The 19,921-nt window shown below is 64.8% G+C and carries 18 protein-coding genes and 1 pseudogene; 13 read left to right on the top strand and 6 right to left on the bottom strand.

Going from position 1 to position 19,921, the window contains the following annotated elements; genetic code table 11:
- Positions 1 to 88 precede the first annotated feature (88 nt).
- Together htpG and OH705_RS20805 are read left to right on the top strand one after the other, a co-directional pair.
- The gene (gene htpG, locus OH705_RS20810) at positions 89 to 1,996 is read left to right on the top strand and encodes a molecular chaperone HtpG (RefSeq protein ID WP_267302873.1); all 1,908 of its coding nucleotides are present in this window, start codon (positions 89 to 91) and stop codon (positions 1,994 to 1,996) included.
- Positions 1,997 to 2,097: 101 nt separating this feature from the next.
- A complete protein-coding gene (locus tag OH705_RS20805) occupies positions 2,098 to 2,823 on the top strand; it encodes a dienelactone hydrolase family protein (protein ID WP_110605732.1) in 726 nt (241 codons plus the stop codon).
- A gap of 28 nt (positions 2,824 to 2,851) precedes the next feature.
- Here the strand turns inward: OH705_RS20805 and OH705_RS20800 are convergent, their stop codons facing one another.
- The gene (locus tag OH705_RS20800; RefSeq protein WP_267302872.1) at positions 2,852 to 3,715 is read right to left on the bottom strand and encodes a pirin family protein; all 864 of its coding nucleotides are present in this window, start codon (positions 3,713 to 3,715) and stop codon (positions 2,852 to 2,854) included.
- Between the two features lie 109 nt (positions 3,716 to 3,824).
- On the opposite strand from OH705_RS20800, the gene OH705_RS20795 reads away from it, so the two are divergent.
- From OH705_RS20795 to OH705_RS29375, 3 genes and pseudogenes are all read left to right on the top strand, one after another.
- Positions 3,825 to 4,832 carry an amidohydrolase family protein gene (locus OH705_RS20795; protein ID WP_023630046.1) on the top strand — a complete coding sequence of 336 codons (1,008 nt, stop codon included), beginning with the start codon at positions 3,825 to 3,827 and terminating at the stop codon, positions 4,830 to 4,832.
- Positions 4,833 to 4,946: 114 nt separating this feature from the next.
- Positions 4,947 to 5,717 (top strand): annotated as a pseudogene (locus OH705_RS29380) (MCP four helix bundle domain-containing protein); the annotation flags it as partial.
- Complete coding sequence (locus OH705_RS29375; RefSeq protein WP_411829634.1) at positions 5,709 to 6,572, top strand: methyl-accepting chemotaxis protein; 864 nt, start codon at positions 5,709 to 5,711, stop codon at positions 6,570 to 6,572. The pseudogene OH705_RS29380 and the gene OH705_RS29375, both read left to right, overlap by 9 nt.
- A 204-nt stretch (positions 6,573 to 6,776) precedes the next feature.
- Here OH705_RS29375 and fabB read toward each other — a convergent pair whose 3' ends face one another.
- From fabB to OH705_RS20765, 5 genes are all read right to left on the bottom strand, one after another.
- Positions 6,777 to 7,994 (bottom strand): beta-ketoacyl-ACP synthase I, encoded by a 1,218-nt coding sequence (gene fabB, locus OH705_RS20785; protein ID WP_038706500.1) that lies wholly within the window; start codon positions 7,992 to 7,994, stop codon positions 6,777 to 6,779.
- An 11-nt stretch (positions 7,995 to 8,005) separates the two neighbouring features.
- The gene (gene fabA, locus OH705_RS20780; RefSeq protein ID WP_023631260.1) at positions 8,006 to 8,521 is read right to left on the bottom strand and encodes a 3-hydroxyacyl-[acyl-carrier-protein] dehydratase FabA; all 516 of its coding nucleotides are present in this window, start codon (positions 8,519 to 8,521) and stop codon (positions 8,006 to 8,008) included.
- Positions 8,522 to 8,727: 206 nt separating this feature from the next.
- The gene (locus OH705_RS20775; RefSeq protein WP_023631259.1) at positions 8,728 to 10,656 is read right to left on the bottom strand and encodes a response regulator; all 1,929 of its coding nucleotides are present in this window, start codon (positions 10,654 to 10,656) and stop codon (positions 8,728 to 8,730) included.
- Positions 10,653 to 11,543, bottom strand: coding sequence for an ABC transporter substrate-binding protein (locus OH705_RS20770; RefSeq protein ID WP_023631258.1), 891 nt, complete (start codon positions 11,541 to 11,543; stop codon positions 10,653 to 10,655). Before OH705_RS20770 ends, OH705_RS20775 begins: the two co-directional genes overlap by 4 nt.
- Entirely contained in the window at positions 11,543 to 13,690 is a 2,148-nt protein-coding gene (locus OH705_RS20765; protein WP_201755073.1) for a TonB-dependent receptor plug domain-containing protein, read from the bottom strand. The genes OH705_RS20770 and OH705_RS20765 overlap by 1 nt, the downstream gene beginning before the upstream one ends.
- Positions 13,691 to 13,831: 141 nt before the next feature.
- Between OH705_RS20765 and OH705_RS20760 the strand changes: the two genes are divergently transcribed.
- The 8 genes from OH705_RS20760 to OH705_RS20725 all read left to right on the top strand — a co-directional run bounded on the left by OH705_RS20760 (position 13,832) and on the right by OH705_RS20725 (position 19,812).
- Positions 13,832 to 14,857 carry an NAD(P)H-dependent glycerol-3-phosphate dehydrogenase gene (locus OH705_RS20760; protein WP_038706499.1) on the top strand — a complete coding sequence of 342 codons (1,026 nt, stop codon included), beginning with the start codon at positions 13,832 to 13,834 and terminating at the stop codon, positions 14,855 to 14,857.
- 11 nt (positions 14,858 to 14,868) lie between these two features.
- Entirely contained in the window at positions 14,869 to 15,216 is a 348-nt protein-coding gene (locus tag OH705_RS20755; protein WP_038706498.1) for a DUF4389 domain-containing protein, read from the top strand.
- Positions 15,213 to 15,671, top strand: coding sequence for a phosphohistidine phosphatase SixA (sixA, locus tag OH705_RS20750; protein ID WP_038706497.1), 459 nt, complete (start codon positions 15,213 to 15,215; stop codon positions 15,669 to 15,671). Before OH705_RS20755 ends, sixA begins: the two co-directional genes overlap by 4 nt.
- Before the next feature lie 96 nt (positions 15,672 to 15,767).
- Positions 15,768 to 16,115 (top strand): hypothetical protein, encoded by a 348-nt coding sequence (locus OH705_RS20745; protein WP_023632132.1) that lies wholly within the window; start codon positions 15,768 to 15,770, stop codon positions 16,113 to 16,115.
- A 95-nt stretch (positions 16,116 to 16,210) separates the two neighbouring features.
- On the top strand, positions 16,211 to 16,999 hold the full coding sequence (locus OH705_RS20740; protein ID WP_023632131.1) for an alpha/beta fold hydrolase: 789 nt from the start codon (positions 16,211 to 16,213) through the stop codon (positions 16,997 to 16,999).
- Positions 16,996 to 17,850: an alpha/beta hydrolase gene (locus OH705_RS20735; protein ID WP_110605729.1), complete on the top strand. Its 855-nt coding sequence runs from the start codon at positions 16,996 to 16,998 to the stop codon at positions 17,848 to 17,850. The genes OH705_RS20740 and OH705_RS20735 overlap by 4 nt, the downstream gene beginning before the upstream one ends.
- A gap of 102 nt (positions 17,851 to 17,952) precedes the next feature.
- Positions 17,953 to 18,747 carry a DUF4892 domain-containing protein gene (locus OH705_RS20730; RefSeq protein WP_038706495.1) on the top strand — a complete coding sequence of 265 codons (795 nt, stop codon included), beginning with the start codon at positions 17,953 to 17,955 and terminating at the stop codon, positions 18,745 to 18,747.
- Between the two features lie 12 nt (positions 18,748 to 18,759).
- The gene (locus OH705_RS20725; RefSeq protein WP_038707582.1) at positions 18,760 to 19,812 is read left to right on the top strand and encodes an AI-2E family transporter; all 1,053 of its coding nucleotides are present in this window, start codon (positions 18,760 to 18,762) and stop codon (positions 19,810 to 19,812) included.
- The last annotated feature ends 109 nt before the right edge of the window (positions 19,813 to 19,921 follow it).

Raw genomic sequence — 19,921 nt, 5'->3', positions numbered from 1 at the left:
GGCTGCCCCCATCTGCTGGACATCCGCCATCAAAACGGCCCGCTGGCCGCCAGGCGTCACCAACCAACAGATTGGAGTTTTGAAGACCATGAGTGTGGAGACTCAAAAAGAAACCCTGGGCTTTCAGACCGAGGTAAAGCAACTGCTGCACCTCATGATCCATTCCCTGTATTCGAACAAGGAGATCTTCCTGCGCGAGCTGATCTCCAACGCCTCCGACGCCGCTGACAAGCTGCGCTTCGAGGCCTTGGCCAGGCCTGAGTTGCTCGAAGGCGACGCCGACCTGAAGATCCGCCTCAGCTTCGACAAGGCTGCCAACACCGTTACCCTCGAGGACAACGGCATCGGCATGAGCCGCGAAGACGTGATCGCGCACCTGGGTACCATTGCCAAGTCCGGTACCGCCGACTTCATGAAGAACCTCACCGGTGACCAGAAAAAGGACTCGCACCTGATCGGTCAGTTCGGTGTGGGCTTCTACTCCGCGTTCATTGTCGCCGACAAGGTCGACGTGTTCAGCCGTCGCGCCGGCCTGCCGGCCGCCGAGGGCGTGCACTGGTCATCCAAAGGCGAGGGCGAGTTTGAAGTCGCCACCATCGACAAGCCGCAGCGCGGTACCCGCATCGTCCTGCACCTGAAGAAGGGCGAGGATGAATTCGCCGATGGCTGGCGTCTGCGCAACGTGGTCAAGAAGTACTCCGACCACATCGCCCTGCCGATCGAGCTGCCCAAGGAGCAGGCCGAGGCCGCCGAAGGCGAGGAAAAGCCGGAGCAGGAATGGGAAACCGTCAACCGCGCCAGCGCCCTGTGGACCCGTTCGCGCACCGAGGTGAAGGACGAGGAGTACCAGGAGTTCTACAAGCACATCGGCCATGACTTCGAGAACCCGCTGGCCTGGAGCCACAACAAGGTCGAAGGCAAGCTCGAGTACAACTCGCTGCTGTACGTGCCGGCCCGCGCGCCGTTCGACCTGTATCAGCGCGAAGCGCCACGCGGCCTGAAGCTGTACGTGCAGCGCGTGTTCATCATGGACCAGGCAGAGTCGTTCCTGCCGCTGTACCTGCGCTTCATCAAGGGCGTGGTCGACTCCAACGACCTGTCGCTGAACGTTTCCCGCGAGATCCTGCAGAAAGACCCGATCATCGACTCGATGAAGACCGCGCTGACCAAGCGTGTGCTGGACATGCTGGAGAAACTGGCGAAGAACGAACCCGAGCAGTACAAGGGCTTCTGGAAAAACTTCGGTCAGGTGCTCAAGGAAGGCCCGGCCGAGGACTTCGCCAACAAGGAGAAGATCGCCAGCCTGCTGCGCTTCGCCTCCACCCATGACGACAGCGGCGAGCAGAGCGTCGCCCTGGCCGACTACCTGGCCCGCGCCAAGGAAGGCCAGGACAAGATCTACTTCCTGACCGGCGAATCCTACGCCCAGGTCAAGAACAGCCCGCACCTGGAAGTCTTCCGCAAGAAAGGCATCGAAGTGCTGCTGCTCACCGACCGCATCGACGAGTGGCTGATGAGCTACCTCAACGAGTTCGACGGCAAGGCCTTCGTCGACGTCGCCCGCGGCGACCTGGACCTGGGCAAGCTGGACTCCGAAGAGGACAAGAAGGCCCAGGAAGAAGTCGCCAAGGACAAGGAAGGCCTGGTCGAGCGTCTCAAGGGCGCGCTGGGTGACAGCGTTGCCGAGGTGCGTGTATCGCACCGCCTGACCGACTCGCCGGCGATCCTGGCCATCGGTGAACAGGACCTGGGCTTGCAGATGCGCCAGATCCTCGAGGCCAGCGGGCAGAAGGTGCCGGAGTCCAAGCCGATCTTCGAGTTCAACCCGAGCCACCCGCTGATCGAGAAGCTCGATGGCGAGCAGAGTGAAGATCGCTTCGCCGAGCTTTCGCACATCCTGTTCGACCAGGCGGCCCTGGCGGCCGGTGACAGCTTGAAGGATCCGGCGGCCTACGTACGCCGTCTCAACAAGCTGCTGGTCGAGCTGTCGGCTTGACCTGAGGCAAGAAAAGCCCGCTTCGGCGGGCTTTTTCATGTCTGCCGTTGCCACGAATACATCTATCCTGTCCTGACCCGTGAACGCCCAAGGAGAGCTGAATGAGCAAGGTCATCGTCGAGTCGTTGGTTTATCACCTGTCAGGCAAGGCTTACGAAAGCCGCCTGGCCTACGCCCCGGGCGCGCTGCCGCAGCCGGGCCTGGTGATGGCGCCGAACTGGATGGGTATCGGCGAGGGCGCCGAACGTATCGCCAAGGAAGTGGCCGAGCAAGGCTATGTGGTGCTGATTGCCGACTTGTATGGCCAGTCGGTGCGGCCGTCCAATGCTGACGAAGCCGGTACGGCGATGATGCCGCTGAAGAACGACCGCGCCGAACTGCGCAAGCGCATGCAGGAAGCGTTGGCGCAATTGCTCGGACAGTCCAAGGCGCTGCTCGAGCCAGGCAAGGTCGCGACGTTCGGTTTCTGCTTTGGCGGCTGCTGTGCCCTGGAGCTTGCCCGCACCGGCGCCGATCTGAGGGCGGCGGTGTCGTTCCACGGCACGCTGGATACCCCGAACCCCGAGGATGCCAAACGCATCAAGGGTTCGGTGCTGGTGCTGCATGGTGCCTCCGACCCATTGGTGCCAAGGGAACAGTTGCCAGCCTTCGAAGAAGAGATGAATGCTGCCAAGGTTGACTGGCAGTTGCTCAGCTATGGCGGGGCGGTGCACTCGTTCACCGATCCGAACGCCAATGTGCCGGGCAAGATGCAGTACGACCGGCGCACCTCGGAGCGGGCATTCCGCTCGATGCATAACTTGCTCAAGGAAGTGTTCGCAAGCTGAAGGCTCAGGGGCCGCCAAGCGGCCCCAATCAGCGCGGCAGTTCGATCCGCCCGCTTTCTCCCGGCACCACCGGCCAATCCCCAGCCGCCCAGCGCGCCCGTGCCGCTTCTATCAATCCCGGGTCACTGGCGACGAAGTTCCAGTTCATCCGCCGCGGCCCGTCTAGCGGCGCGCCGCCGATCAGCACCAGCTGGCACTCATCTTCGGCATACAAGCTCACGGCTTCGCCCTCGGGTAGCACCACCAGGCTGCATGGCTCGACGTCCTCGTTATCCAGCAGCAACTCACCTTCGAGCAGATACAGCGCGCGCTGCACGTGTTCCGTCGGCACGATCAGGGTGGTGGCCGCCTGCATGTGCACATGGGCGTAGAGCGTGGGGGAGAGCACCGGTACCGGTGAGGCCAGGCAGAAGCCTGTGCCGGCGATCATGCGGATCCGCACGCCGAGGCTGTCACTGGCCGGCAGGCTGTCGGCCGGGTGATGGCTGTAGCTTGCCGGGCCCTGCTCGTCGGACTCCGGCGAGGCCAGCCAGACCTGCAGCCCATGCAGCCGCGAGCCGCGCTCGAACACCTCGGCCGGCGTGCGCTCGACATGCGCCACGCCCGCTCCGGCGGTCATCCAGCTGACGTCTCCTGGGCGCACGCGCTGGTCCGAGCCGAGGCTGTCCTTGTGCTGGATTTCACCCTCGAACAGGTAGGTGAGGGTGGAAAGGCCAATATGAGGGTGCTGGCGAATGTCCATGCCATGACCCGGCGCGTAGTCGGTTTCCAGCATATGGTCGAAGAACACGAAAGGGCCTACGCTGCGGCACTGCGCCGAGGGCAGCGGGCGCAGGATCGGCTGGCCCTCGACCGATTCGGCGCGTGGGCGGATGACCAGGGGGCTGCCCATGGCGACACTCCTTGAGGGATGCCTGCAAGCATAGCGTTTTGCCGTCCGTGGCTGAACCGTCGCGAGCGCTGCCCGGTCTACTCTTGCGGTACCGGCAAAGGAGCCTGAGATGATTGCCCGCACATTGGCCTGCCTGCTGTTGAGTGCAAGTCTGTTCGACACTGCGCAAGCCCGCGACTACCGCTACAGCGACGCCCATCTGCACTACGTGGATTTCTTCCAGGAAACCGAAGGCATGCCGGCCTTGCTCAAGGCCATGGACGAGGCCGGGGTGGAGCAGTCGATGATCTCGGGCATCCCGGTGGCGAAGAAATGGCACGAGGACGAACCCAAGCGTCCGCGCTACTATGCTGGCGACGATGCCGATGCCTACTGGTACAGCGCCACCGACCTGTACGTCGCCGCCGCTCTGGAAAAGCTGCCTGCTGAGCAGCGCAGGCGTTTCCACCCGTTTCTCACCGGCTTCAACCCGGTGGACAAGAACGCCGTCAGCCATATCGAGCGCATGCTCGAGCTTTATCCGGGGTTGTGGCAGGGCATCGGCGAGGTATTTACCCGCCATGACGACCTCACCGCCCTGACCAGCGGCGACACGCCTCGCGCCAACAACGAGGCCATGACCCGCATCTATCACCTGGCTGCCGAGCGCGACCTGCCGGTGTTGCTGCACTCGAACATTACCTCCAAGCGCGAGCGCAACCCACTCTACTTGGCGGAAATCGAAGAGCCGTTGCGTAACCACCCGCATACCCGCTTCATCTGGGCCCATGCCGGCAGCAGCATGGAGATTCACCGGCACCAGGAGCGCATGGACTTTCTCCTGCCGGTGCTCAACCGATTGCTCGAGGACTATCCCAACCTGTACGTGGACCTGTCCTGGAGCGTGCTCGAGCCCTATCTGCTGGATGAGCAGGGCGTGCCACGCCAGGACTGGGTCGAGTTGGTCGTGCGCTTTCCCGAGCGCTTTATGCTCGGGTCCGATGTGGTGGGGCGCTTTGGCAGCATCGGCGAGCAGATGCACGCTTTCGATCCATTCCTCGATGCCTTGCCCGAAGCGGTGGCAGAGCGGGTGAGCAGGAAAAATTTTATTGAGCTGCTGCCAAAACGCGCGAAATAGCGAGTTTCATGAGCAGATGTCGTTTTGATATCGCCTTTTCGTCTTACGCAATTTCCATGTGGCCCGATACCTTTTTTAAGCAACGGACTATCACGCTTGGGAGGGATCCTGGAAATGAGCTTGAGACGCTTGAATATAGCGCCGCGCGCTGGGCTTGGCTTTGGCATCATGGCGCTGCTGGTGGTGGCGCTGGGTGGCTTCGCATTGCAACAGATGACCAACATGCGCCAGCAGTCCGAGCAGGTGGACAACAACTGGCTGCCGAGCGTGATCTCGGTGGGCAGCATGACCCAGGACATGTTACGCATCCGCGCCTTGACCTTGCGGTTGTTGGTCAATACCGACCCGGTTGCCCAGCAGCAGAACCGTGCTCGCATAGACGAGGTCAAGGGCGGCCTGAGCAAGGCGCAGAGTCACTACGATGCCTTGATCGTGCTTCCTGAAGAGCGGACGTTGTTCGATCGCTACCAGGTTCTCGAGCGCCAATACATGACCTTGCAAGGGCAAGTCGTACAACTGGCCACCGATGGGCATGTCCAGGCGGCGGCGACGCTGGTCAACGGCGAGATGAACCAGTTGGCCGATCAGATGACGGCGACCCTCAACGAGTTGATCGAGCTTAACAACCATCAGGCCAACTCAGCCACCGACATGGCCGAGGCTGTGTACAACGGTGCGAAAGTATGGGTCGGCGTGTTGCTGGTGATTGCCCTGAGCCTGACTGTGGTGCTCGCCCTGGCTTTGACCCGCAGCATCGTGCGGCCGCTAGGTCAGTCGCTGAGGGTTGCCGAGACGGTCGCCACCGGCGACCTCACACCGCAGATCACCGTGCAGGGCGACGATGAGCCAGCACGCTTGCTGGCAGCCCTCAAGAGCATGCAGCAGAGCCTGCGCGAGACCATTGGGAGAATCTCAGACTCGGCCAACCAGTTGGCCTCGGCTTCCGAAGAACTGAGCGCGGTCACTGAGGACGCGACCCGTGGCCTGCAGCAACAAAGCATGGAAATCGAGCAAGCCGCCACTGCGGTTAACCAGATGACTGTGGCAGTGGAGGAGGTGGCGAGCAACGCGGTGGCTACCTCCGAGGCTTCGCGTGAGTCAGACCAGATCGCTCGCCGCGGGCGCGAGCAGGTGCAGGCCACGGTCACTGCCATCGAGGCATTGGCCAGTGGCGTGGCGGGCAACGCCGAGGAGGTGGGGCAGTTGGCCCAGCAGGTGCACGACATCAGCAAGGTGCTGGATGTCATCGGCTCGATCGCCGAGCAGACCAACCTGCTGGCGCTCAACGCTGCCATCGAGGCAGCGCGCGCCGGCGAAGCCGGGCGAGGATTCGCCGTGGTCGCCGACGAGGTGCGGGCGTTGGCTCACCGTACGCAGACCTCGACGCAGGAGATCGAGCAGATGATCGTGGCCATCCGTAGCGGTGCCGAGCGGGCGGTGCAGGGCATGCAGCATAGCGATGCCCAGGCCCGTTCGACCCTGGACGGGGCCCATGCCGCGGGCCAGGCGCTGGAGGCGATCGCTGCGGCCATCGGCCAGATCAACGAGCGCAACCTGGTGATCGCCAGTGCCTCGGAGCAGCAGGCCCAGGTGGCGCGGGAGGTGGACCGTAACCTGACCACTATCCGCGACCTGGCGCATCAGTCGTCGGCGGGGGCCGAGCAGACGTCTGCAGCGAGCCAGGCCCTGTCGCGGCTGGCGGTGGACCTCAATACCCTGGTGCAGCGCTTCTCGGTGTAAGGGCCCTCGCGGGGCAAGCCAGCTCCCACGCCATCGGCTCAATGTCATGTGGATGTGGGCTGCCCCCAGAAACTGGACATCAATCCAACCCTGGCGGGCAGTCCATGGCGTGGGAGTGGGCTTGCCCCGCGATGAGGGCCGGCAGGGCACAAACAAAAACGCCCGGACCAAGGTCCGGGCGTTCTCGTTCAGCGTGTCAGCCTATCACTTGCCTTCCCAGCGCTTGAGCACCAGGGTGGCGTTGGTGCCGCCGAAGCCGAAGCTGTTGCTCATCACGGTGGTGAGCTTGGCGTCTTCGGTCTTGCGCACGATCGGCAGGTCCGCGACTTCCGGATCCAGCTCGTCGATGTTGGCGGAGCCGGCGATGAAGTTGTTTTCCATCATCAGCAGGCAGTAGATCGCCTCGTGCACGCCTGCGGCGCCCAGCGAGTGACCCGACAGGCTCTTGGTCGAGCTGATCTTCGGTGCCTTGTCGCCGAACACTTCACGTACGCCCTTCATCTCGGCGACGTCGCCGACCGGGGTGGAGGTGCCGTGGGTGTTCAGATAGTCGATCGGGGTATCGACGGTGGACAGCGCCTGCTGCATGCAGCGGATAGCGCCTTCGCCGCTTGGAGCGACCATGTCGTAGCCATCGGAGGTCGCGCCGTAGCCGACGATCTCTGCGTAGATCTTGGCGCCACGGGCCAGGGCGTGCTCAAGTTCTTCGACCACGACCATGCCGCCGCCGCCGGCGATGACGAAGCCGTCACGATCGGCGTCGTAGGCGCGCGAGGCCAGTTCGGGGGTTTCGTTGCGCTTGGTCGACAGGGCGCCCATGGCATCGAACAGGAACGACTGGCTCCAGTGCTCTTCTTCACCGCCGCCGGCGAACACGATGTCCTGCTTGCCCCACTGGATCTGCTCCATGGCGGTGCCGATGCAGTGTGCAGAGGTCGCGCAGGCCGACGAGATCGAGTAGTTGATGCCCTTGATCTTGAACGGGGTGGCCAGGCACGCCGACACGGTGCTGCCCATGGTGCGGGTGACGCGGTACGGACCAACGCGCTTGACGCCTTTCTCGCGCAGGGTGTCCAGAGCTTCCATCTGGTTCAGGGTGGAAGCGCCGCCGGAGCCGGCCACCAGGCCGGTGCGCGGGTTGGAGATCTGCTCTTCGCTCAGGCCAGAGTCCTTGATCGCGTCCTGCATCGCCAGGTAGGCGTAGGCTGCGGCATGGCCGACGAAACGGTAGACCTTGCGGTCGATGAGCTCTTCGAGGTTCAGGTCGATGGAACCGGAAACCTGGCTACGCAGCCCCATTTCCTTGTATTCCGGGTTGTAACGGATACCCGGACGGCTGTTGCGCAGGTTTTCGGTGACGGTCTCTTTGTCATTGCCCAGGCACGATACGATGCCCAGACCAGTGATAACGACGCGGCGCATGCGAATAACCCTTAGAAATTGTCAGTGGAGGTGAACACGCCGACCCGCAGGCCTTCGGCGGTGTAGATCTCGCGGCCGTCGACGCTGACCGAGCCATCGGCGATGGCCATGTTCAGTTTGCCCTTGAGGACGCGCTTTATGTGGATGTTGTAGGTGACTTTCTTGGCGGTAGGTAGTACCTGGCCGAAGAATTTCACTTCGCCCGAACCCAGCGCACGACCGCGGCCCGGCAGGCCCTGCCAGCCGAGGAAGAAGCCGACCAACTGCCACATGGCGTCGAGGCCCAGGCAGCCTGGCATTACCGGGTCGCCTTCGAAGTGGCAGGCGAAGAACCAAAGGTCTGGATTGATATCCAGCTCGGCGACCAATTCACCTTTGCCGAACTTGCCGCCTTCCTCGCTGATATGGGTGATGCGATCGACCATCAGCATGTTCGGGGCGGGCAGTTGCGCATTACCGGGGCCGAACAGCTCACCGCGACTGCAGCGCAGCAGGTCTTCCCGAGTAAAGGCGTTTTGTTTGGTCATGCGAGCTCCTCAATAACCCCCTGTGGCAGGGGACGAATCTTCCCGGCCGGCCCGAAGCGCTTTGCATCCGAGGCGGCAGCCTACAGGTAGACTATTGCGTTGTGGTGAAAGTCACAGCGCACCTGGCAAAAGAAGTACAGGTGTGCACTGAAATGTTATTTTCCGGCCCAGCGACGGTCCTGTCCAGTCCTTAAGACTGCCGCAATTTAGCATTTATCGCCAGTCGCAACTGCCTGACCGGGCAACCAACGCCGCAGGATGCGCTGCAGGTCGGTACGTTTGAATGGCTTGCTCAGGTAATCGTTCATTCCGGCGGCCAGGCAACGTTCACGGTCGCCCTGCAGCGCGCTGGCGGTCAGGGCGATGATCGGCAGCCCTTCTGCCTGGGGCAGCAGGCGGATGCGACGGGTAGCCTCGTATCCGTCCACCTGGGGCAGGCGGCAATCCATCAGCACCGCGGCGAAACGCTGCTGGCCGACCAGGTCGATCGCCTGGGCACCGTCCATGGCCAGGCTGACCTCAAAACCCAGGCTGCGCAGCATCGCTTCGATGACGCTCTGATTGACCGGATTGTCCTCAACCAGCAGGATCCGCCCGCCGTCGTCAGCCGCAGCGCTGTCCACTAGCGTGCTGCCGGGCAGGACGGAAGTGGCGCTGGCCAGTACCAGCGGCATTTCCAGGGTGAAGGTCGAGCCCAGGCCTTCGCGGCTTTCGCCGCGCAGCTGGCCGCCCATGCGTTCGGCCAGGGTGCGGGCGATCGACAGCCCCAAGCCGGTACCGCCGTAGCGTCGGGAGATGGTGTTGTCGGCCTGCTGGAAGGCCACGAACATCATTTCCAGGCGGTTGCTGTCGATGCCGATGCCGGTATCGCGCACGGTGCAGGTCAGCCAGATCAGTTGGCGGTCGAGCACCTGCCAGCGCGCGTCGATGGCCACCTCGCCTCGCTCGGTGAATTTCAGCGCATTACCCACCAGGTTCAACAGGATCTGGCGGATCCGCGTCGGGTCGCCCACCACCTGAAGCTGGTTCATGGCGCAGGGCAGTTGCAGGCGCAGGTCGAGGTCGCGCTGCTGGGCGGTGTGCTGGAACGACTGCACGCTGCTGGTGATCAGGTCGCCCAGGTTGAACTCGATGTGCTCCAGTTCCAGCGCCGCGCGCTCGATCCGCGAGAAGTCGAGGATGTCGTTGATCACCTTGAGCAAGTGCCCTGTGGATTCGCTGGCCACGGCGGTGTATTCGGCCTGCTCGCCAGTCATCTCGGTGGTTTCGAGCAACTGCAGCATGCCCAGCACGCCGTTCATGGGTGTACGCAGCTCGTGGCTCATCATTGCCAGGAAGTCGGACTTGGCGCGGTTGGCTTGCTCGGCCTCTTCGCGCGCCTGGATCAGCTGGCCCATGGCCTGCTGTTGTTCATGGGCGGCCTGATCGAGGGCGCTGGCGAGGTTGTTGATGTGCCGTGCCAGGTGGCCCAGTTCGCTGTCGTCGACCACTGGCAGGGGGGCGTTGAAGTCGCCCTGTTGGATGGCGCGAACCGCGTGGCCCATCTCGCTGATCGGCCGGGACAGGCTGGTGGCCAGGCGACGGGCTAGCAGGAAGGTGAACAGCAGGGCGAACAGTGCGAGGATCGCGGCCTTGATCACGATTTCCTGCTGGCGCTGGCTGAAGGCGTCGTCGGACATCCCGACGATCACTCGCCCGAGGTAGTCGTCGCCAATGTTTGGTGGCGCCGCCTTGCCCTGCAGGAAGTCGTTGTCCAGGCGGATTTGCTGCAGGCGGATCGGCGCCTGAAACACCTCGACTCGTTGGGCGCGGTTGAGGCTTTCATCGGGCTGCTCGACATACACCAGAATATGGTTGCGGCTGTCCTGGACCTCGAGAAAGCGCACGTGGGGAATGCTCAAGGTCGCGCGCATGAGGCTCTCGAGCACTTCGTTGTTGCCCGAGATCACCCCGTATTCGGACGCCGGCGCCAGCTGGTTGGCAATCAGTTGCCCGGTGTGGTTGAGCTCCTGGCGCAAATCCTGGATGCGCACGAAGGTGAAGAAACTGATCAGCAGCAAGGTCAGCAGCAGGGCGGGACCCAGGCTGATGATCTGGGTGCGCGTATGGATATCCCAGCTCAGGCGCTTGCTCATGGCGTGGAGGCTCCTGCGGCGAGGGCCAGTGCGGCGGCGTCCGGATCGATCGCTTCCAGACCCAGCGCCCGGGCCACCTGTTGGTTCCCGCTGACACCAAAGTGCGCGGGGTACAGGCTGCGGGGCCAGCGGGCCGACGGTTGCTCGAGCAATTGCTCGAGTACCGCCAGCCAATCGTCCTGGTCGCTGTAGGTGCTGGCCAGGGCGCCGGCGCGGACGAAACCGACGTTGGGGCCGATCAGCGCCATCTGCCTGCCATAGCTGCTGAGCAGGACGTTCTTGGCTGATTTCGAGTTGTACAGGTCCGGGTCGTCCAGCCCGAGCAGCACGTCACTGTTATTGAGTACGTGTTGCAATGGCCGACTGTCGCGCAGGTCGGGCCAATCCTGGGCGACGATTTCCAGCCCCAAGGGGTGGGCGGCCTGGCGCAGTTCGTCGAGCAGGAAGCGGCTGTGTTCGCCATACAGCACGCCAATGCGCCGGGCCTGCGGCAGCAGATAGCGGGCCAGGCGCAATTGGCGGGCCAGCGGCGGGTCACTCCACAGCAGGGTGAGATAGGCGGGACGCGAAGTGCCCAGGCGTTGTTCGGCCTGGACCCGGCTGACCCGCAGCGCCAGGGCTGAAGGGCCTGCGGCCTCCGCAAGGCGCCATTCCAGAGCTGGGGTGTCGAGCAGTACCAGTCGCGTGTCAGCCTTGAGTTTACCTGGGCCAGGTAGCTGTTCGACGGTCTGGAACCGCACCTGGTCGTGGGGCCTGCGCTTTTCCAGGGCTGCGACGAAGCTGCGGATGCCGGGCTGGTCTTCGCCGCCGACCAGCAGGATTTCGCTGGCCGACAGTGATCCCAGGGGCCACAGGCACAGCAGCAGCAGGCGCAGCAGGCGCACCATCAGAACTCCAGCTCCGCGCTGACGCTCAGGCGGTGGCGGCTGTCATAGCGGTTCTGCTCGAGGGTGACCGGTTCGTCATCCAGGCGCTGCTGCCACAGTGCGGCCAGTTCCAGGTTGCTGCCGTGGATCTTGAAGCGCTTGGCCACGCGCAGGTCGACCCGCTCGTAGCGGTACTGGTTGAGGGCATCGTCGCCGTAATAGAAGAGGGCGCTGGACCAGCCCTCGCCCCAGTCGCGCAGCCAGCCGGCCGAGCCGCTGTTGCGGGCACTCAGGCGGCGATCGGCCGGGTTGCTGGCCCAGGCGTCGACATAGGCATAGGTCAGGCGCAGGCGGTCGCGCTGGGTGGCGCGCCAGTCGAACTGCGCCTCGCTGCCGCTGAAACGGGCCTTGTTGGCGTTGCTGGCGATGAACTGGTTGTTCTTTAACGGCTCGCTGATCATGCCGGTGATTTCGTCGTAGAACAGTTTCACGTCGACGTTCAGGTCGATGTCGCTGAAGGCGCCGTTGTAGCCGAGTTCTCGCGAACGCATGCGCTCCTGGTCGAGGTTGCCGGGGCCGCGGGTCTTGACGAAATATTCGCCGTTCTGCAGCCCGTACAGGTTGGGCGAGAGGTTCTTGACCGTGTAGCTCCAGTTGACGTTGTTCTCGAACATGTCCGGCGAGCGAATGGCCTCGGAATACACCGCGCGCAAGCCATGGCGAGGAGTGATCAGGTAGTTCACCGCCACACGCGGGGTCAGCGAGTTGCCCGACAGCTGCGAATGTTCGTACATGGCGCCGCCCTGGAGGATCCAGTGCTCGTCGGCGCGCCATTCGAGCTGGCCGAACAGGCGCCAGGTCTGGTCGTCGATGCTGCCGTTGAAGTAGGTCTGCGAGTCGGCGCGGTCGTAGCGGTAGTTCATGCCGCTGACCAGGCGCAGGCTGTCGGTGAGGCTCAGGGTGTCCTGGATTTCCAGGTCATAGCGGGTTTCGCGGGTGCTCTGGTCGACGTCGCCGCAGATCGTGTTGCGCCCGCCGCTGGCCCACTGGCTCTGCACCTGGCCCATCAGCGAGCCGAGCACCGGATTGGTGGTGCTGGGCAGGTTGCCGGTGTACAGATTGCGCGCGACCTTCTCGGCGAAGTTCGGGTCGAGCTGCCACAGGCGTGTCAGCTCGGGGCTGAAGGCAATTGCCGCATCGCAGGCGCGCCACACCTGTTGACGGTCGAAGTGCTGCGCCGAACCCTGCACATAGAGGCTGTGCTCGGGGTTGAGGTCGAGGTTCCAGCGCACCGAGCCTGCGTAGTCCTTGGCGTTGACGTCGGCGTTGTCGCCGGCGCGGTAGTTGCCGAACACCGGCTGGTAGGTGTAGGGGCGCTGGTTGCTGCCTTCCTTGGCCGCCAGTTGCCATTCCAGGGTCTGGTCGGGCGCCAGGGTATGCACGGCATTGATGTTGATGCGGTTGGCACGGCGGCTGTCGCGGTAGTCGTGGCCGAACTGGTCCTGGTCGAAGCCGTCGTCCTGCTGGCCGGAGAGCGACAGGCGCAGGTCGCCGCTGTCCCAGCCGAAGCCCTGGCTTGCGTAGTAGTCGTTGATGCCGTCCTGGCCGCGAGTCAGCTTGACCCGCGTGCCATGGCTGTCGGCGGGGTTGCGGGTGAGGATGTTGACCACCGCCATCAGCGCGTTGGCGCCGTAGCTGACGGTGTTCGGGCCGCGGAACACCTCGATGCGCTCGATATCCTCGATGGCCACCGGGATGTCGCTCCAGTCCACCGTGGCCAGCCCTGCGCGGTACACCGAGCGGCCATCGATCAGCACCTGCATGCGCCGGGCGTCGCTGACGTTGCTGCCGTGGTAGTTGACCGTCGGCTGGTTTCCGGCGCCGTAGCCGATCATCATGCCCGGCACCAGGCGCAGCAGCTCGGGGATGTCGCGGGCACCGCTGGCACGGATCAGCTCGTTATCGAGCACGGTCATGCTGCCTGGAACCGCCGCCGGGGATTGTTTCAGGCGCGTGGCGGTCAGAACCTGCGGCAGGTCCTGGTTGTCGATGAACAGGTCCTCGGCCATGGCCGGGCCGCCCAGCAGGGCAGTCAGCAACAGCAGGCGTGGATAGGGTGGCGTGCCAGGGAACACGAAACGGCCTTGTTTCAGAAATTTATCAGGCATGTTAACCGACCATGCGGCTTTTGCCAGTGCGACACCATGACAGGCCCGCCCTGCAATGGGCAGGTACTGCCACTGGCTCTGGCGCATGCGCGCCGTATAATGCGCACGTCGCCACTTACTTTATTGGTTAACGGATTGGATATGACTGAACAGCAACCTGTTGCAGTTCTTGGAGGCGGCAGCTTCGGCACCGCCGTGGCGAACCTCTTGGCACAGAACGGCCATCCGGTGCGGCAGTGGATGCGCGACCCGGCGCAAGCCGAGGCAATGCGCGTCGACCGCGAGAATCCGCGTTACCTCAAGGGCATCCGCCTGCATGACGGCGTCGAACCGGTCAACGACCTGCTCGCCACCCTCCAGGGCAGCGCACTGATCTTTGTCGCCTTGCCCTCCAGCGCTTTGCGCAGCGTGCTGGCGCCCCACGCCGAGCTGCTGCGCGGCAAGGGCCTGGTCAGCCTGACCAAGGGCATTGAGGCGAACACCTTCAAGCTGATGAGCCAGATCCTCGAAGAGATCGCCCCCCAGGCACGCATCGGCGTGCTGTCAGGCCCCAACCTGGCCCGCGAGATTGCCGAGCATGCGTTGACCGCCACCGTGGTCGCCAGCGAGGACGAAGCGCTGTGCCAGCAGGTGCAGGCCGTGCTGCATGGCCGCACGTTCCGTGTCTACGCCAGCAGCGATCGCTTCGGCGTCGAGCTGGGCGGCGCGTTGAAGAACGTCTACGCCATCATCGCCGGCATGGCCGTGGCCCTGGGGATGGGCGAGAACACCAAGAGCATGCTGATTACCAGGGCCCTGGCCGAGATGACCCGCTTCGCCGTGAGCCAGGGCGCCAACCCCATGACTTTCCTCGGGCTGGCCGGGGTCGGTGACCTGATCGTCACCTGCTCCTCGCCCAAGAGCCGCAACTACCAGGTCGGCCATGCGCTGGGCCAGGGCCTGAGCCTCGAGCAGGCGGTCAGCCGACTGGGTGAAGTTGCAGAAGGTGTCAACACTCTCAAGGTGCTCAAGGCCAAGGCCCAGGAGGTGGGCGTGTACATGCCGCTGGTGGCGGGCCTGCACGCGATCCTGTTCGAGGGCCGCACGCTCAACCAGGTGATCGAGCACCTGATGCGCGCCGAGCCGAAGACCGATGTCGATTTCATTTCCACCAGCGGTTTCAACTGAGGGAGAAACGTATGAACGATACCCCGGAGCGCGCCCAGCGCGAGTCGATCATCCTGCGCGTGCTGTGGATGCTGGTGTTCCTGGTGGCCTGGCAACTGGCCGAGCTGCTGCTTGGCGGCCTGGTGCTGGTGCAACTGATCTACCGCCTGATCTACGGCGCGCCCAGCGCCAGCCTGATGAACTTCGGCGACAGCCTGAGCCAGTACCTGGCACAGATCGGTCGTTTCGGCACCTTCCACAGCGACCAGAAACCCTGGCCGTTCGCCGACTGGCCGACCCCGCGCACCCCGGAAGGCGAAGCGCCCCACGCCGTGGCCCCGGCGCCACACCCGGTGCGTGACGAGGAGCCCAAGCTGTGAAGCTGTGGGTGCTGCGCCATGGCGAGGCCGAGCCACGGGCCAACAGCGACGCCGAGCGGCGCCTGACCGCCCACGGTCGCGAGCAGGTGCTGCGCAGCGCCGCGCACCTGTTGGGCCAGCCGTTGCAGGCAATCATTGCCAGCCCGTACGTGCGCGCCCAGCAGACCGCCGCCCTGGTGCACGGCGCCCTCGGTTTTTCCGAGCCGGTGCGTACCGTGGCCTGGCTGACGCCAGAGAGCGCTGTACAGCAGGTGATCGGCGAGATTGAGCACCTGGGGCTCGAGCATCTCCTGCTGGTCAGCCACCAACCCCTGGTGGGCAACCTGGTTGGTCAGCTCGAGCACGGCCATGCCCAGCAACCGGCACCGTTCAGCACGGCCAGCCTGGCCGAACTGGAGGGCGACTGGCCGCTGGCCGGCCTGATGACCCTGCGCAGCCTCAACCACCCTGGCTGACACCTGGCAACTGACATTTATGCCAGTTGCCGTTCGGGTCGCGCGGGCCTTAGCGTGGCGGCGTCCATGATCACAACGCCGCGCAAGGAATCATGGATGAGCAGGCAACGCCTGGAGCTGGTGCGCTCCGTCAATCCCCAGAGCGTGATCGACAAGCTGGACAGCCCCGCTGCGCTGGACTTCGCCGAGTACTGCCTGTTGCGCGACTGTGCCGACGCCAAGCTCGACCAGATGCTGCGCCGCTTCGAAGGCCAGTACGAGCTCGAGCAACTGCGCCAGGCCGGCATCCGCATGGCGCACCTGCTGCAATCCAGCTGCCTGGCGCTGCGCCGGCTGGCGGATACTCAGCAGGACCGTCAGCTGGCCCGCGAAGCCCTCGAGTGGCAACTGGCCTACATGCGTGCCTGCCTGCACCGTTCGATGGCCAGTTTCGACTCGCGATGACCTGATCGTCACTGGCGATGACCGTTCAGGACGTTGCCGCCAGCCGGTCGCTTGCCGACAATGGGCCATCCATCCCCCGTGCAGAGCAGGCGGCCATGTCGCAGCAGATCTTCTTCGCCCACGCCAATGGCTTCCCTTCGGCCACCTACGGCAAGCTGTTCGCCGCGCTGGCGCCGGACTACCAGGTGCATCACCTGGAACAGCACGCCCACGATCCGCGCTTTCCGGTCAACGACAACTGGCAGAACCTGGTGGACGAACTGCTGCATCACCTGGAGCGGCAGGACGCACCGGTCTGGGGTGTCGGTCACTCCCTGGGCGGTGTGCTGCACCTGCATGCGGCGCTGCGTCGGCCGGAGTTCTACCGCGGGGTGGTGATGCTCGATTCGCCGGTGCTGACCCGCGCCGACGAATGGCTGATCCAGGCCGCCAAGCGTCTGGGTTTCATCGACCGCATCACTCCGGCCGGGCGTACCCTGGGCCGGCGCGAGGCCTTTCCCGACCGAGACAGTGCGCGCCGTTACTTTACCGGCAAGACCCTGTTCCGCCACTTCGATCCGGAGTGCCTGGAGGCGTACCTGGAGCATGGCCTGGAGCAAGGCGAGGACGGTTTGCGCCTGCGCTTCGACCCCGCTACCGAAATCAGCATCTACCGCAGCATTCCGCATGTCAGCCCGGCCCGGCCACGTCAGTTGCAGGTGCCGCTGGCGATGGTGCGCGGGGCCCAGAGCCGGGTGATCCGCAAACACCACGCCCTGGCCGTGCGCGGCATGGCCAAAGGCGAGTACCACAGCCTGCCGGGTGGGCACATGTTCCCCCTGGAGCGGCCCACCGACACCGCCAGCCTGATCAAGGGCCTGTTCGACCGCTGGAGCCAGGCATGAGCGCCCAGGTCGAGGAGATCCGCCTGACGCTGGGCCACATCGAACTGGCCGCGCACCTGTTCGGTCCGGCCGACGGCCTGCCGGTGATCGCCCTGCATGGCTGGCTGGACAACGCCAACAGCTTCGCCCGTCTGGCGCCGCAGCTGAAAGGGCTACGCATCGTCGCCCTGGACCTGGCCGGGCATGGTTACTCCGAGCATCGCCCGGTCGGTGCCGGCTACGCCCTGGCCGACTACGCCCACGACGTGCTGCGGGTTGCCGAGCAACTGGGCTGGGAACGCTTCGGCCTGCTCGGTCATTCGCTCGGCGCGATCATCTCGGTGCAACTGGCCGGCGCCTTGCCCGAGCGGGTCAGCCACCTGGCGCTGATCGACGGCGTGATCCCGCCGACGCTCAGCGAACAGGACGCTGCCGAGCGCCTGGGGCTGGCCTTGCAGGCGCAGCTGCGCCTGGAGAGCAAGCGCAAGTCGGTGTACCCGACCCTGGAGGAGGGCGTCGAGGCGCGCATGAAGGGCATGGTCGCGGTGAGCCGCGAAGCCGCCGAGTTACTGGCCCAACGCGGCCTGATGCCGGTGCCCGGCGGCTACAGCTGGCGCAGCGACAGCCGCCTCACCTTGCCTTCGCCCACCCGGCTGAACCAGGACCAGGCCATGGCCTTCGTCAAGCGCATCGCCTGCCCGGCCTGTCTGGTGGTGGCTGCCGACGGCATGCTGGCGCGCCACACGGAATTGCTGGAGCAGCTACCCTTCGAGCAGGTGACCCTGCCGGGCGGGCACCATCTGCACCTGAACGACGCCGAGGGCGCGGCCCTTGTCGCAGACTGTTTCAATCGCTTCTTTGGCATTCCTTGACTTGCACCGGACAAGTGTCGAGGCTTGGCGGGTTGAAAGGGAGACAACCATGTACATGCCAGACATCCACGCACCTTGCCCCGCCACCTGCGAGGGCGGTCGATGAGCGCACCTGTTTTCGTTCGCGGCGCCATCGCCGCGTGCCTCGCCATCGCCAGCCCGCTCCTCTGGGCTGGCAGCCTGCCGGTACCCGCAGACGCCAAGGTGGTCGACCAACGCCCGGCAGTGGAGCAGGAACGCGTCTACCCCATGGGCCCGCTGCGCAAGATCAGTGGCCGGCTACGGGTCGAGGACAAGGTCGAGAGCCGTGGCCAGGTCAGTTCGGTGACTTACGAACTGCCGGTCGAGCGCAGCGCCCGCGAAGCCTTCACCAGCGCCCGCGAGGCATTGCAGCAGGACGGTGGCTATCCGTTGTTCTGGTGCCAGGGCCGCGACTGCGGCGAGGCCAGCCTGTGGGCCAACGACGTGTTCGCCAACGCCCGCCTCAATGGCGGTGACGAGCAGCAGGCATTCATCCTGTTGCGCCGCTCCGCCGAAGAAGCCGACACCCTGGTGGCGCTGTACAGCGTTACCCGCGGCAACCGCCGCGCTTACCTGCATGTCGAGGAGTTCGTCGCCGGCAGTCCGTTGGGCGAGCTGCTGCCCACCGCCGCCACGGTGCTGCGCGAACTGCGCGACACCGGCAAGCTCGACTATCCTGACCTCGCCGAGCCCCAGGCCGCCTGGTCGACGCTGCTGGCCCGCAGCCTTAACCTGGACAGCACCCTGCGCGCCAGCCTTAGTGGCAAGGGCGCCGAAGCCTGGCGCGAGCAACTGGTCAAGGCCGGCGTGCGCAGTGCCCGGCTCGAGGTAGGCGACGCCCCGACCGAAGGCCTGCACCTGGAACTGATCCGTTGAGTGAGCGCCACCATGGCCAACAATGACCGCCTGTTGATCCAGATCCTGCTGCTCACCCTGCTGGGTGCCGCGCTGTGGGTGATGGCGCCATTCATCTCGGCGCTGCTGTGGGGCGCCATCCTGGCCTTTGCCAGCTGGCCGCTGATGCGCTTGCTGACCCGTGTGCTGGGCGGCCGCGAAACCCTCGCCGCGAGCCTGCTGACTACGGTGTGGATCCTGCTGGTGGCCTTGCCCCTGGTGTGGCTGGGTTTCAACCTGGCCGACCATGTGCGTGATGCCACCGCGTTCATTCGTGATGTGCAGGTTGATGGCCTGCCGGACGCGCCCGCCTGGGTGGCCGGGATTCCGTTCGTGGGCGAGCGCCTGGTCGGCTGGTGGGAGTCCTTTGACCAGCAGGGCGCGGCCTTGTTGGCCTCGGCCAAGCCGTACCTGGGGCAGGTCGGCAACTGGTTGCTGGCCCGCAGCGCGCAGATCGGCGGCGGGGTGCTGGAGCTGACCCTGAGCCTGGTGTTCGTGTTCTTCTTCTACCGCGACGGGCCACGCCTGGCGGCGTTCGTGCACCGCTTGCTGCAACGGCTGGTGGGCGAGCGCGCCGAGTACTACGTCGACCTGGTCGCCGGCACCGTGCAGCGGGTGGTCAACGGCGTGATCGGCACCGCTGCCGCCCAGGCGCTGCTGGCACTGATCGGCTTCCTGATCGCCGGCGTGCCGGGGGCCATCGTGCTGGGCCTGGTGACCTTCATGCTCAGCCTGATCCCCATGGGTCCGCCGCTGGCCTGGATACCGGCCACCGCCTGGCTGGTGTGGAAGGGCGACTACGGCATGGCGGTATTCCTGGGCGTCTGGGGCACCTTCATCATCAGCGGCGTGGACAACGTGCTCAAGCCGTACCTGATCAGCCGCGGCGGTAACCTGCCGCTGGTCATCGTGCTGCTCGGCGTGTTCGGCGGCCTGATCGCGTTCGGCTTCATCGGGCTGTTCATCGGGCCGACCTTGCTGGCGGTGGGGTACAGCCTGCTGCTGGACTGGAGCCGCAATACCGCGCAGCACACACCGCAGCGCTGATCTCCATCGCGGGCTTGCCCCGCGATCTATCAGCGATCTTTACGCTTTCTTTATGCCTTGACCCCACCCCCCATCTCGCCCCTTTACGCCCCTCCCTCGGACAATTTCC

Origin of the sequence: Pseudomonas sp. BJa3, from assembly GCF_026343815.1 — a bacterium.
Taxonomy (GTDB): Bacteria; Pseudomonadota; Gammaproteobacteria; order Pseudomonadales; family Pseudomonadaceae; genus Aquipseudomonas; species Aquipseudomonas soli.
This window is presented reverse-complemented; position numbering and strand designations above follow the sequence as displayed.